Origin of the sequence: Exiguobacterium sp. s11 (assembly GCF_018619015.1) — a bacterium.
Classification (GTDB): Bacteria; Bacillota; Bacilli; order Exiguobacteriales; family Exiguobacteriaceae; genus Exiguobacterium_A; species Exiguobacterium_A indicum.
This window is the reverse complement of sequence record NZ_JACSNF010000001.1, coordinates 1,296,053-1,310,705: the sequence shown is the minus strand read 5'-3', so window position 1 is coordinate 1,310,705 and position 14,653 is coordinate 1,296,053. Positions and strand designations below refer to the sequence as shown.

General features: G+C 45.5%; 10 protein-coding genes. 5 read left to right on the top strand and 5 right to left on the bottom strand.

From position 1 onward, the window contains the following. Positions 1-76: 76 nt before the first annotated feature. Entirely contained in the window at positions 77-4,003 is a 3,927-nt protein-coding gene (locus tag KNQ12_RS06880) for an immunoglobulin-like domain-containing protein (protein WP_214747065.1), read from the bottom strand. Between the two features lie 161 nt (positions 4,004-4,164). Next, positions 4,165-6,819, bottom strand: coding sequence for an immunoglobulin-like domain-containing protein (locus KNQ12_RS06875; RefSeq protein WP_214747062.1), 2,655 nt, complete (start codon positions 6,817-6,819; stop codon positions 4,165-4,167). 505 nt (positions 6,820-7,324) lie between these two features. On the opposite strand from KNQ12_RS06875, the gene KNQ12_RS06870 reads away from it, so the two are divergent. Next, the gene (locus KNQ12_RS06870; protein WP_251055722.1) at positions 7,325-8,008 is read left to right on the top strand and encodes a hypothetical protein; all 684 of its coding nucleotides are present in this window, start codon (positions 7,325-7,327) and stop codon (positions 8,006-8,008) included. A 107-nt stretch (positions 8,009-8,115) separates the two neighbouring features. Next, positions 8,116-8,934 carry a tyrosine-type recombinase/integrase gene (locus KNQ12_RS06865; RefSeq protein WP_214747059.1) on the top strand — a complete coding sequence of 273 codons (819 nt, stop codon included), beginning with the start codon at positions 8,116-8,118 and terminating at the stop codon, positions 8,932-8,934. On the opposite strand, the gene KNQ12_RS06860 is transcribed toward KNQ12_RS06865, so the two are convergent. Together KNQ12_RS06860 and KNQ12_RS06855 are read right to left on the bottom strand one after the other, a co-directional pair. Continuing rightward, complete coding sequence (locus KNQ12_RS06860) at positions 8,915-9,748, bottom strand: tyrosine-type recombinase/integrase (RefSeq protein ID WP_214747055.1); 834 nt, start codon at positions 9,746-9,748, stop codon at positions 8,915-8,917. The two genes, KNQ12_RS06865 and KNQ12_RS06860, sit on opposite strands and share 20 nt — an antisense overlap. After that, positions 9,745-10,179 carry a sigma factor gene (locus KNQ12_RS06855; RefSeq protein ID WP_023469451.1) on the bottom strand — a complete coding sequence of 145 codons (435 nt, stop codon included), beginning with the start codon at positions 10,177-10,179 and terminating at the stop codon, positions 9,745-9,747. Before KNQ12_RS06855 ends, KNQ12_RS06860 begins: the two co-directional genes overlap by 4 nt. Before the next feature lie 327 nt (positions 10,180-10,506). Between KNQ12_RS06855 and KNQ12_RS06850 the strand changes: the two genes are divergently transcribed. The 3 genes from KNQ12_RS06850 (at position 10,507) to KNQ12_RS06840 (ending at position 13,614) form a co-directional block, all read left to right on the top strand. Then, positions 10,507-12,222: a hypothetical protein gene (locus KNQ12_RS06850; protein ID WP_214747052.1), complete on the top strand. Its 1,716-nt coding sequence runs from the start codon at positions 10,507-10,509 to the stop codon at positions 12,220-12,222. A 75-nt stretch (positions 12,223-12,297) separates the two neighbouring features. After that, positions 12,298-12,858: a hypothetical protein gene (locus KNQ12_RS06845; protein WP_214747049.1), complete on the top strand. Its 561-nt coding sequence runs from the start codon at positions 12,298-12,300 to the stop codon at positions 12,856-12,858. A 243-nt stretch (positions 12,859-13,101) separates the two neighbouring features. Beyond that, entirely contained in the window at positions 13,102-13,614 is a 513-nt protein-coding gene (locus tag KNQ12_RS06840) for a hypothetical protein (RefSeq protein ID WP_214747046.1), read from the top strand. A gap of 108 nt (positions 13,615-13,722) precedes the next feature. On the opposite strand, the gene KNQ12_RS06835 is transcribed toward KNQ12_RS06840, so the two are convergent. Further along, a complete protein-coding gene (locus KNQ12_RS06835) occupies positions 13,723-14,397 on the bottom strand; it encodes a DUF3298 and DUF4163 domain-containing protein (protein ID WP_058264566.1) in 675 nt (224 codons plus the stop codon). Positions 14,398-14,653: the final 256 nt, after the last annotated feature.

The following is a 14,653-nucleotide window of genomic DNA, read 5'->3' as shown; positions in this document are numbered from 1 at the left end:
AGATTTTAAAAAACATCAATTTAGCGAAAATCAAAAATCCCTCTGTACTGAAACACATACAGAGGGAAAAGAAATCTTATTTTTTTGCTGGAACCTTGATGAGGAATGGTACCGGTTTAGGCACGTCTTCGAACTTTGCGAACAAGACGACGAGGTGTTCGTACTTGTCTGGCGTTACGACAGCCTGATTTCCTTGAATCGTCACGATGTCTGGATGAGAGGATGTCCAGCCGTCAATGGATTTTGCTCCAATGCCAAGAACACCACCGTAACTTTTTGGCAGAGATGCTGATTTTCCTAATGTGAGTGAATCGACGATCGGATCGACGATGCTTCCTAAAAGATTGAGTAAGCCACTTAATAAGGAGGTGCGAACGTCTTGTGTAGACAACGATAAGCTGCTAGATGTATTTCCGGTTGCAGCTGAAAGTGTGAATGGGGCTATCTTTGAAGTCACTAGCACTTTACCTAAAGTTGTCATCAAACTTTCGTTACTAGACGACCAATTAAGAGGTGAACCGTTCAACGATTTAGGTAACTTTAAATCGAGATACACGTTCAGCGTCGGACTAGCAGTAGCGATGCGGGCGAGATCTTCTTTAAGGATCAGACTGAGATTTCCGGCAATCGTTCCATTGAATGTCTTACTTTTTAGAACGCCGTTTTTTGTGATCCATGCCGTCAACGTAAACGCCTGTGAAGAAACTGCTGGGATGATAGTACCTGTATTTGTGATGGCATTGGTATTACTAGAGGTCCATGTGATCGGTAACTTATTGACTTCAGTCGGCAAGTTGAGTGGTAATTTCAAATCTGTTAGTGAAGAGAGGGAGAGATCTTTCACTGCCTGATTTAGTTCCGCTTCTAGAGTCCATGGAACTTCAATTTCAGGAAATGATTTTTCAGCAGTCACACCATCTTTCTCTACTTGAACCGTGACGACAATGTTTTTGGTCGTATCGCCTCGAACGATGACTCCGCTACTCGATAATACACCTGGATCATCAGACGAGAGGGATAATTTTACTCCTGTAGGAGGTTGAATCACTAGATTTTCTGTTAATTTAGTCGGAATGGTGAGGTTCTTAAGATATGACTCTAATAGATCCCTGACAGATAAACCTGCCTGTGGAACCACTAAATTAGAGAAGGTTTTCTGTAATGTAGAACTTCCTTTTTTAGCAGTTATTTTAAGTGAGACGAGCTCATCTTTAATACCTGGAATGACGATTCCATCGTTTGAAAGTACATTCGTTTTGTCGGAAGATAACGTAACTTCAATTCCAGTAGGTGGCTGGATATTAAGATTATCATTGAGTAAAGAAGGAATTGATAGTTGGTCGAGGTATTTTTGTAGTACTTCGGTATCCGTCAATCCACGTTTCGGTACTGAAATTTTTTCAAATTGTTTAGAGAGCGATAGCCCATTTTTTGAAGCAATGACCGTAATATCAGTCGTTCGATCTACGATATCGCGTGTCAGGATTCCGGTACTAGATAACAACGAAGTAACGGAAGACTCGACACTAACGGTTATTCCTGCAGGTGGATTCAATGAAAGATCAGTTTCAAGTGATTTCGGTATCGAAACACCATTCAAATAATTCGTCAGTTCTTCTGTGACTGTCAGAGGACGTGCGGGTACTGAGAGGTTTGAAAACATCCTCGTCTTTGAAACACCATTCAGCATAGCTGTCACACTGACCGTAACAGTTTGAGCAGTGTCTGCTGGTTTAATAACGCCTGACGTTGCCACGATATCCGGCTCAGAAGAGGTCAGGTATACGGTCATTCCTTCCGGTGCGAGAGGCAACTGAATGTTTTGATTCAGCGGACTAGTAATCTCGACTTGATCCAAATAAGTATCGATCAAGGCATCCGGTAACACCTCTTGTTTTGGGATCGTGATCAGTGGAAACTCCTTCTTACGAATGATTCCGTCTTTTGACGCCGTCACCGTCACGGAGACAATCTGATCAGTCAGACCACGTGTCACGCTTCCAGTATTTGAAAGGATAGCTGTATTTGTTGAGAAGAGAGAGGTCTCGATTCCCGGTGTCATTGGGGTCGGCAAGTAATAATCAGTCGTCAAAGGTGATGGGATTTCGACCGTTCTCAAGTAATCATCAAGCAGATCGGACGTCGCGTTTTCTTTCTTTGGAATGGTCAAGTTCGAGAAAGTGCGTAATTTAGTGACGCCGTCTTTTGTCGCAATGACTGTTAATGAGACGATTTTATCCGTTTGACCACGGATGACTTGTCCTGTATTTGACAGGATGGATGTATTGGTTGAAGAAAGTGTCGTTTGAATTCCTTCAACTGTCGGAAGACTTACGTCACGCGTCAACGTACTCGGGATATCGAGTTTGTTCAAATAATCTGCTAACAGTTCGTCAATCGCCGTATCTCGTTTCGGGACTTGATAGTTCCAAAAACTACGTGTACGTGTCACGCCGTTTTTCGTCGCCGAAACAAGAAATGAGACGGGTTGATCGGTCAGTCCACGTGTCACCTTCCCCGTCGACGAGAGGACATCTGGAAGAGAAGAGGTCAGAGAAAGTGTCGTTCCCGTAGCGGCAGGTAAGACTAAATCCCTTGTTAAAGGATTTGGGAATGTCAGACGACTCAAGTAATCGTCTAAGAATAATTCCGTCGCATTGTCAACTTTTGGGACAGTGATATTCGAGTAGAGACGTGATTTTTCGAGACTACCTTTTGAAGCTTTTAACGTGAGTGTGACGAGTTGATCTGTCAGATCACGGCGTACTTTACCGTCCGATGTGACGATTTTTTCGTTTGAAGACACTAATTGGAATGTTATACCTTCTGCTTGCGGCAGCTGAACGTCCTTCGTCAATGGACTTGCAAGCTTGAATTTGTCGAGAGTGAAGTCAATCAGTTCCTCGTCCGTCAGCTCACGTTTCGGAATCGTGATGCCCGAGAAGGAGCGTGTTTCTTCAAGGCCATTCAATTTCCCGACGATCGTGAACGCGACGTCACGTTCTTGATCTGTACGAGTGACTTGTCCGGTAGGCGATAGATTGCCGTCTGTGGAGCGAATGCTAAATGTGGCTCCATCCATTTGTGGAAACTGAATATTTTGGAGGAGTGGACTTGGAATCGTGATTCCTGCAAGCAATGCCTTCAAGATTTTTCTTGAGTCGTCCGGTGCTGGAGGCGTGACGACGTTGCGAATCGTCACAGTGGAAGGCGCTGCATTTTGCGATCCACTTAAAATCGAGACATCATAGCGTCCGACCGGTAACATATTCGTTTCGATCCGGAAGTATCCTTGGCGATCACGTTTCAGTGGATACATGGATACACGGTCTTTATCGTCGATCAGGTACAGGTGATGTGTCATACCTTTTGCCGGATAGAGGATCCGACCGGTGACCAGCAGTCGGCGACCACTTTCAAACGGCGTATACTTCACGTTTTCATGTTTGACATCTGAGACGCGCAATGTATTTTTTCCGGTAATCAAGACGTTGCGTCCGACGGCTGTGTACTTCACGCTTTTCTTCCCGAAGGACGCCGTTGTTGCCCGTGTCCACTTGAGTGGATACGAATAGCGCTGCCCACCAGCGAAAATCGTCGATAGCCGTTCTGGAAGTTTGGCTGATTGATTTTTCCCGACCGTCGTAACAACGGGGGGAAGAATTGATTTCGGATAGTTTTTGATCGTGACGTACCAGTAGGCACTCTTAGACGTTCCCGAAACATTTCCTTTTATTTTTTGTTTTCGATCAATGATTTTTTTATCGAAGCGCACATTACTCCACTTTACGGATCGTTTTACTTTTTTTCCGTTCCCAAGTTTTACACGAACGGTCTTCGGTGGAGAAAGAGGTTTGACCGCAAACACGTCACCGCCATAGTGAACAGTTGATGCAGGACGGTATACTTTTTTGACGCTGCTTGATTTAGCGGCAGCAACGGATTGAAATGAGGCGGGGAAGGAAAGCAACAGACAGAGAAGAACGATGAGACTCTTTCGCATGACCAAACCTCCCTAGAAAATGTAGTGTCCAGGCAAATGATTGGCTCTCAGGTGTTGAAATTCCCTTGTTGTATGTAGACAAGAAAAGTAGAAAAATATGCGATGAACCTAATGAGAAGCTAGGTTCACCGCATATTTAGTTTAAACAGAAACGCACATCATTAACGTTTTGAAACTTTGATAATGATTGGAACTGGATTACTAAATCCTTCGAAGTTTGCATAGAGGACAACTACGTGATCATAGTCATCTCGTTTAAGCGTCAAGTTATTTCCTTGAATCGTTACGAGATCCGGATGAGAACTACTCCATCCTGTGATTTTACGTTCTCCGATACCCAGTAAGCCAATACCACCATATTTATCTGGCAGTGTGATGGTATTTTGATTCCCAGTGAGACCATTGAGGACCGGTTTCAGAACGTCTCCAAGTAAGTCAAGTAACCCACCGAGTAGACCACCATTAGGGCGTTGAATAGCAAGATTCAACGTTTCTGACGTCCCTCCAGATGTTGCTGTCAGTGTGAATGGCGTTGAACTAGAGTCGTTCAAGATGGCACCTGTGCTACTTAATAACGATGGTGCACTCGAAGTCCAAGTAACCACTGAACCATTCAATGAAGTCGGAAGGTTGAGGTTGTAACCGACGTTCAGCGTACCGACGCTCGACTTGATTTTAGCGATATCATTTTTAAACGATAGCCCCAGATTAGCTGCGACTGTTCCTGCGAATGTTTTCGTTTTCGTGATACCACCTTTTGTGACGCTTGCTTTGAGTGTGAAGTTTTGTAAGTTCAATGCCCCTTTCACGACACCGTCGTTCGAGATGACGTCCGGATTGTTTGAAGTCCATTGAACCGCAATTCCTTTCGAACTACTCGGTAAATTGACGTTACCCGTTAAATTCAATAGATTCAGATTGATTGCATTCAGCGCAGCATCTAGCTCTGCTGAAAGACTGAGAGGCACAAGAATATTCGTAAACGTCCGCGATTTCGTGATGCCGTCTTTAGAGACGGTAACCGTCACAGAAATTGTTTTATCGACATCTGGTGGAGTCAGAATACCTGAGTTCGATAAAATATTTGGGTCTGACGCACTGATTGATAAGTTTACACCAGCTGGTGGTGTGAGCGACAAGTTCGTTGTCAACGGACTGCTAATTGTCAAACCAGACAGGTAAAGATCAAGTAATTCATCTGTCGTTGCATCTTGTTTTGGAACCGTTAAGTTCCAGAAATCACGTGATTTCGTGATACCGTCTTTTGTGACCGAGACGACGATCGAGACGGTTTGATCCGTCATACCGCGTGTGACGACACCTGTGTCTGAGATGACGCTAGGTCTAGTTGATGTGATCGAGACTGTAGCACCCGGAAGTGCTGGAAGGACGATATTTTTCGTCACCGGACTCTTGATATCGAGTTTATCGAGATAATCTTGCAACAGGCTATCTGTCGCATTGTCGACTTTCGGGACGAGGATGTTCGGGAAGCTCTTCGTTTTCGTCAAGCTGCCTTTCGTCGCGCGTAACGTCAAGTCGACTTGTTTATCTTCCATTCCGCGTTTGACGATTCCGTTGCTTGAGACGACGGCTTCATTCGACGAAATCAGCGAGAACGAGATTCCTTCAGCCGTTGGTAATGTGATATTCGTTTTGAGTGGATTGGCGATTGTGAAGTTCTGAAGCGTGAAGTCGATCAACTCTTCATCCGATAAATCTTTTCGTGGAACGAGGATGTTCGAGAACGATTTGCTTTCCGTCACACCGCCGAATGTCGCCTTGATTGCGAAATTAACGGTTTGATCGGTCGCGCCCCGCATGACTTTTCCGCTGCTAGAGACAGCTGAGTTGTCTGAATCGACCGTAAACGAGACACCATCGACTTCTGGGAACTCGATGTCACTTAATAGGGGATTCGAGACGTTGATGACGAGAAGTAACTTTTGAAGCAGTTCCCGTTTTTGTTCATCCGTTGGTTCCATGATCGGTTTTTTGATCGTAATCGTGACGGATTTCGTCTTTTTCGAACCCGACAGGATGTAGACCGTGTAGTCTCCTGGTGCGAGTTCCTGACTTGTCACGTAGTAGTGACCTTTTTTGTCGAGCTTGAGATACATCTTCGTGCTCTCACCCGTCTTTTTATCCGTAATGACGAGGTAGCTCTTCATACCTTTTGCTTCATAGAGAATTTTGCCGGTTGCCCGGATCTTTTTCCCGTACGAGACGAGATAGTACTTCTGCATCGACTGAACGACATCTGATACTTTCAGCTTGGCAGCCCCGTAGATTTCGAGGTTGCGTCCGACTGTCGAATACGTCAGATTTTTCGTACCGAATGAAGCGGTTGAGACCTTACTCCATTTGAGCGGATACGAGTAGCGTTGTCCACCCTCGAAAATCGTTGAAAGACGTGTCGGCAAGTTCGCTGGTTGATTCTTTCCGACGGTCATGACATTCGGAGCAAGTACCTTCGCTGGATAGTTTTTGACTTTGACATACCAGTACGCATTTTTTGATGTACCGTAGACATCCCCCTTGATCTTTTGTTTCTTTCCGATGTACTTCTTATCAAAGCTGACCTTACTCCATTTGACGGATCGATACGCATACTTCCCGTTCGAGAGCTTGACCTTGACGGATTTTGGATACGTCAATTTCTTCTTGGCATACTTCACGCCACCGTAGTGAACGAGATACTTCGGTGAGTAGACGGTCTTGACGCTACTCGAAGAAGCGGCAGAAGCACCCAATGGGGTCAACCCATAGGACAGAATGAGAAGAAGACTCAGAACAATTGCCAACCCTTTTTTCATCAATACAACCTCCTCTAAATCAATAGACTAAAGTGTGCATGGATGAACGTGCATCTCAAGTGTATAAAATAAAATTACCCTTTTATTATGGGAAATATGTAATATTTTTAAAATAATTATATTGAATGGTATTTATTAGGCATCTAATATAGGTCGATTGACCTGAAACGTTGGTATAAGAGGATTTTAGAGATGTAATAAATATTCATCTTTTGAAGGTCTATATACTCATAAAGTTTCAATAAATAGTAATTTCGGTCTAAATTTCAAATATATGACATACTTGTTTCTTTTATTTTCAAAAAGTACTAAATTCGGTCATCCAGCGTATAAATTGAGTGTTATTTCGAAATAAAGGTCATGAAAAAACGATAAAAATTGAATAAAAATGTAAAAATAAAAACTAAAAAGGAAAAATAGATAGAAAAAACCATTAAATCCATTATAATGAGATGAGGTATGAATGATGTATTCATGAAATGAACAGAAGAAAGAGGATGATTGAATGAAACGCATGACAACAACGGTACTTGCAGCAATGATCGCAGGCGCGACAGTATGTGCCGGAAGTGCATCGGCTGCTACGAAAGAAGAAACGAAGTACACGACGCAGTACACGAACTTAAAGACCGGTATGACGATGACGGAAGTAGCAAAAGTCTTATACGGTAATGATTACAAAAAACAACTGGTGAAGAAGAGTGGCAGTACGGTCTTGAAGAAACAAGCCGAGTCGACGGAAATCTCGTACGGTCAAAAAACGAAGTTCTACTACTTCACGAATGGCAAGAACGGAGATAGCGATACGTCACTCGTCTTTATGACGAAAAAGAATAGTTCTGTCTATCGGTTGATCGGAAAATCGTTTGATATCTATCGTGAAAATACGAAGTCTGCCGCACGTGAAAGCACACGTAAGCTGGCAAAGGGCGCAAAGGTTAAAAAAGGAATGACTGCGAAGCAGCTCGATGCGATTCTTTCTGGAACAGAACTTGGGGAGTGGACAGGAGTCGAGGCGACGGATTGGTCGTCGATTCAATCGAAAGCGGAACTCGCTGCGATCGGTGCAGAGAAGTCATCTTATAAGACGTATGTTTTCCCGACTTCGACGGGTGGACGGAAGATGGTCCTCATGAGTTACGACTACAAGAAAAAAACCTTCAAAGTCGCAGATCATACGTCACTATGAATACATACAGGAGTCCATCTTTTGCTAGATGGACTCCTGTTGTCTAAGCGGAGCAGGAATTGACGAGATCGAGCAGATGAAATCATTTAGCTGAAGGAGGAATTCCCATGCAACACGACGAGTACTTGCACGAATATCTCATCTCACATCCGACGTTCGCAAAACCGACAATCAAAGCCTACCGTAGTGACGTCCGGCATATGGAACGTGCCGGTGTCTCGTGGTCGATCGCGTCGCTCCAGCATTACTTCGATCAGATGCGTCTGAATTATCAGCCGTCGACGATTCTGCGGCGGTTCCATGCCTTGCGTTCACTCGGGAATGTACTAGTCCGAGCCGGAAGGTTGCAAAAGAATCCACTGCATGACGTGTCACCGATCACGCATCAACGTTTTTCCGACGAGACTTACCATGACTTACAGGAAGGACTGTCGATCGTCCGGAGTATCACAGATCCGGTGTACCGTTTGTTTTTCGAGGTGATTTGCCAGACCGGTCTCCGCTTCACTGAAGCACGCCTGTTATCCGTTACGGATATCGATTTTAAGACGCATACGCTATTCGTCCGCTACGGCAAGGGACGCCGCCTACGGACGATTCCGATCGGGATGATGCTGTCGCATCGTCTCCTACATTTCATCGGTGAACGTAAAGAGGGCATTCTGTTTCAGTCCGTGACCGGACGCCATCTGCATGAACAGACGGCACGTGTGATTCTTCGGGACACCGCCCTGCGCTTGAGCGGCGCACCGCTCCGCCCGCATGCGCTCCGGATCGCATATGCGACCTATCTGCATCATGAAGGAGGCTGTACGATCGTTGAGATTCAGCGCTTACTCGGTCATGCGCATCCGACGACGACCGTCGGTTATATCCGGAGTCGTACGAACCGAATCCGGGAGATCCTCAATACGTTGTCGGCTTGAGTCGGTTGACCGAGGCGCGATCGATGTCGCTAGAAGGCAAGATATAGTGTTGGGTCGTCCGGACGTCCCGGTGACCGAGTAGACGCATGATCGTCAATACGTCCGTCTCATGTTCGTGGTAGAGCGTGGTCGCAAAGGTCACCCGAAGATCGTGCGGACGGAGAATCCGACCGAGCTGCGTTAGACTCGCTTCGCGTAACGTCGACCGAATCCGTTCTGCCGGGAAGCGACGACCCGTCTCCGTTGAAAACAATTCCTGCGAAGGGACACATGTTGTCTCAAGATAACGCAATAAGACGCGATGCAATTCGTCATGTAACGGCAGGTGACGCATACGTCCTCCTTTTCCGTGACGAACGAATAGTTGCTTGGTGTCCCAATCGACATCCGTCAGGCGTAAAGCATGTGCCTCGGCGAAACGAAGTCCCGTATGGAGCAGTAAAAAGCAGAACGCGTAGATGGTCTCGTCCGTAATCCGTTCGAGGACGGACCGGACCTCATCATACGAAAAGCGGGGGCGTCGACGGGCAATCGGGGGATGACGTTTCGTTTGTGCGAGGGGATTGTGTGCTAACGAACGTTCAGTGACGAGTTGGTCGAACAGTGTCGACAGGGCGTGGAGACGACGGGCGACAGTCGTCGAAGCATACGACGTTCGCAGTAAGGTACCGTACCGTTGCAACGAAGGAACATCGATTCGGGTCACGTTGCGACACAGATGACGGACGTCGCTGCGGTAAGCTTTTTTCGTCAATGGACTGTAGGGTCCTTGTTCGATCAACGTTAATAGTCGTTCTTCATAGAACACCATCATCCGAGCAAATACTCGACTTTCTTGCGGAGTTCGGATTTCAAGGATCGGAGCCGGGCGTGCGAGTACCCGAGCGTCTCTTCCGTCCCGTTCATCAACGACTCGAGAAACGTGAACTCCGTCGCTGATAAGTCTCGCTTGAGTTCATTCATCAGGTAGGTGAACGACAGGTGCGGGGTACGCGGGCGTTCCGGTAACGCGTCGGAGACGACTTCGGTCGCAAGCGTCCGGTTACGGGTCGCCAGGTAATCGAGCATCGCGCCTTTCGCGCGAATCCGAACGAAGGTGACGGTCAATGTCTTCCCGTCCTCGATCGATTTCCAGAGTCGGAGCAAGGCAGCTTGCCGGCATTCATCTTGTTCATTTGGGTGGATCGACAGGCGGGAGAGCAGGGAGTTGATGAGGGGGAGCCAGTTGCGAAGAAGTTCATTCATCGGAGGGAGTCCTTTGACGAGATATGCATATCTGCTATGTATTCCGCGGTAGTTTCAGTATAAGTAGAGTTATCCTCGGCTTTCAACGTCACTTTTTTGAATCGTGCCAACGGTTTTCTCATCTTTTACGATACGTTCACCCTTCAATACAGAAAAAATCCTCTTCTTTAATCGAGAAAAACCGCATGAAATCAGACGGCTGTATCGGATAACTCTACTTATCCTCGAACGTGTTCGAAAAAAGATTTATTTTTGGAAAAAGAAGGAAAAGATTGAGAATTTCATTATACTTATGAATAAGACGCTACTAAAAAGGAGAAGCTACATATGAAAAAATTGATCGTCGGTCTTGCTGCGACCGTATTGTATTCTGCAACGTCGATCCATTCGTCGGCAGAAGTCAAAATTCCGTTCGTCACGTCACTCACTCCGTCATCCGCTTTTCAAGTCGTACCGGATGAGTCGCGTGTCTGGCGCTGGGGGACTTATGAAGCACCACGACTCTTCGATTTCGAGCAAGCGCGTGATTTGCAGGTGCTATCGACTGAAGAAGGAGCACCGATACAAGACTTCACGGTATCGGACGATCAACAACGATTCGTCTTTGTGAAGGATCAAGTGCTTGAGGTACGCGATGCGACAGGAAACGTGCTACACGTCATCGATCAGATCAAGACACCTGCAGGAACACTCCAGTCGTTCACTCGTGCTCGCTTCTTCCCAGACTCACATCTCCTTGCTGTGAGCGCGAAACAAGAGCGGGTCGAGCAGACAGCCGCCTACGATTTAGATTCAGCAACCGTTCGTTTTGTCCAGGAGACGACAGGGGCAAAAGCGATTCGGACGTCGACTGCTTATTTAGCGATCATCCGTGAGACAAGCGTTGACGTCTACGAGAAAGACGGAACGCTCGCGAAACGTCTCACGCATCCATCCGGCTACGCCGCCTATGAGATGGGACGCGAGGGCACACTCGTACTCGCGAAGGCGAATGACCGCCGTCTATATGTCTATGATGGAGCACATCAATTCAAGGAAAGTACCTCCTCGCAGTTCATCACGGGGATGACCGGAACGTATAAAGATATCGCGGTCGACGAAAGTGGGAAGTTCATCGGTGCCTTGTATACGGGACGGGACGGTTACTTCTCCTTGTTTGAGAAAAACGGTCACCGGATCGAGACATCGCTGGATCGGGATGATTCCGTCAGTTACTCGTCGGTGCTCGGCATGACGAAAGGAGCCCGCTACCTTATCGCGAATGCCGATGGTGGTGAGCGGACGAACATGTACGATGGTCGCCTGCTCGTCGAGCGACCGGTCGCGCTTTCGATCCCGTCTTCCTTCAAGGAAGTGAAGGTCGGATCACCTGAGCCGCTTCTTCTCAATGTCACGCAAGCAGACGGCAAGAAAAAACAAGTCGCGGCAAAAGTGAAGTGGGTCTCGGATCAGCCGACGATCGCGAGCGTCTCGTCCGGAAAACTGTATGGGAAAAAATCGGGAGCCTACACGTTACGAGCATCCTACGGAGGCTACACTGCGACACTCAAAGGAAAAGTCATCCCGTTACCGAAGCTCTCGACTGTCTCCGACAGCAGTTGGTTGAAACGTCAAAAGCAGGCGATGCAAGAGAAACAAGGGTTTGAAGGGTCACCACGCGTCGGAGCTAGTTATGTCTCGTGGACAGGTACGTCCGGTAGCCTCGTTCAAACAGGAGAAAAGGTCCTCAACGGAAAGTGGAAAGGTCGTCACTTTGTAGCCCGTTATCCGCGCTTCGGCAGTCAAATCGATCGAATCGATCTCGTCACGCTCGCACCATCTCTTGAGAAACGGACGCTGACGAAAGCAGAAGTCAGCGCCGTGTTCGGGAAACCAACGTTCAAGGAAACGTATGCGACGTCCTACTCGCAACGCGTCGTCGAAGGCAAAACGACGCGCGCGACGTACGCGATTCGCAGCGTCTACGAATATCGGATCGGACAAGTGACGTGCCAGTTCGCCTTTGACGCGAAAGGAACGGTACGGTTGATTCATGTGAATTAAACAGATGGATGGATTTGGAAAAATGAAGGAGTTGTGTTAGGGTAACGGTAATCCACGACAAAGGAGGAACATCGAATGAAATGGATGAAAGGATGTATGGCACTACTATTAGTGCTTGTATTACTTGTTCCAATGACGGTTGATGCGAAAACGATGTCGAATGCCGCGTACTTGAAAAAACAATTCGCAGCAGCAGAAAAAGGAACCTTGCTTGATGCAAAGGCGAAGCTGTATGATCGTTTCACGATTAAAGGAAAGGACGCCAGCTATGGGGTCGATCAGACCGATTGTTGTGTCTTCGGGAAGTTGAAAGGAACGTATCTGTATTCCGATTTTCGGTTTAGTGCGAAGTACCCGGAGCATGTCGGAGTCTTGATGACGTTACCGCAGCTCAACGACCGTAAAATTAAGCTGAGTGAGGTCAAACAGGCGCTCGGGAAACCGAGTCAACACGAAACGCTACAAAAGGATGAAGTCCCAGCAAAGATGAGCTTCCAAATTAAAAAAGAAGAATATCTCCGATTCGAACAAAAGGGTACGTACTATTACAACGTAAGTAAAAAAGCCTTACTGTGGTTTGACTACGATACCAAAGGCTATGTCCGCGCATTTGGTGTTTCAGCGACGGATCGATGAAGGAGAGTACGCAATATAGAACACGTCATCAGTCTACTGGATACCATCTATCGATGGTGTCTGGTAGCTTTTTTTGTAGTGAACGAGGTGAAAATAGGCTTATTTCTTCAAGGAATAGTTTCTTAAATAATTAATATGGTTAGCTTTATAAAGTGGTGAAATAATGGTATATTTTTGAATAATCTCTCAGTTATATCAACAAGAATGTTGCAAATTTTGAAAAAGAATATGATGAGGTATACGGTGATTGCAATCATCGTACTGTTTGTTGCTGCCATAGCCATTCGTTACATGTATCCGTATAGCGCTCTCAGCATCAACAAAAAAGTTGAAGTGGATTCGGATCAAACAACGAGTCGTTATCACAACAACCTTCAAAAGTTGTCTTCACACGTTCCGACTCTGTCGGAAGATGAAGAATACAATGAAAAAATAAAGGCGCAGGTGGAGAACGTCCTCGCTTCTTCTGCATTAAATGAGAAAGATGTACGTAAAGCGGATGTACTACAATTATTGAATGACATGAACGGTTTAGTGAAAAGCATAGGACATCATGTCAGATATCAACCGGAATACTTTAATGAAAAGCAGCGATCGTATCTGATTGCATTCAAAGATCATCTTCAAGCGAACTCCTATAATACGAATCAAATCATTGAAGACTCCTTTTCAAGCAACGATGAGATCGTCACTTCGATTCATGAGTTGTACAAAGGGATGAATCAAGACATCGAAGCCTTGTTACAGCTGAGTTGAATCGTTTTTACGTCAAAGTAAAGCATCTGTGTCCATTTTAATCATGAGATTAAATAACTCAAAAACACCTCCACTTTTTAACCAAGCAGAGGTGGAGGAAACTCCATTTTATTGATATACGGATTTAGGGACATAAATTTCTGGTTGTCCCATGACATAAGGGGCAATCGCATATTCTTGGAAAATCACCTTCATACCGTTTTTAGTAAAGTAGAACTCAGATGTGCTCGATACATCAATATCACTCAAATGATCCACGAAATAATTCTCATTGTTTTTGAGACGATCATAAATGTATCGTTCTACCTTTTTCATTTGTGTGGAAGTTTTTAGTACGGATGTGATCCGTATTTCTTTTCCGGTTTTCAAAGAGTAATTGACACCGAATTTGTAGGTAGATCCATGTGCGCCACCAAGGTAAGTATGATTTTGCACGGTGAAGCTGAGATAAGAGGCGTTATCTCCGACCCGTTTATACGAGCTATCGAAAGTGAAGTTACAAGTGGCGGGTAACTCCTTGCAATAATCCTTCTTTTTTTCTTGTTTTTCAAAGGCTTCTGTATCGAGATATGTTTGATAGAGAAATTTTGAATACCCGGTCAAATCGGCGTTGATCGTCTTTCTTACTGACGTAGTCAATCCTTTAGACACATAAGGGTACTTCAGATTTTTTTTATCGTGGGCATACTTTGTAACGACGGTTGCTTTCGAAGCAGCATCGACAGAAATCGAGGTAGGCAACAAAAGGGATGTCGCAAGAAGTGGAAGAAGCAACTTATTCATAAAAAGCCTCCTAATTAAAATTATTTACAAATTCATCTAAATTATACAATGTTTTTCATTGAAATCCTAATCTATTTAGGATGAATGAAAATTGATGAAGTAAAAATGATTTCATTAAAAAATAGTGAAGTGAATAAATTGGCAAGAATGATATCCGATTGTTATTTTAGAATTCAAGAAAGGATTCAACACGATGACCAGCGCTATACATTAAAAATAATCACTGAGGAAAGATAAGGGTGGCAGATCATCATTC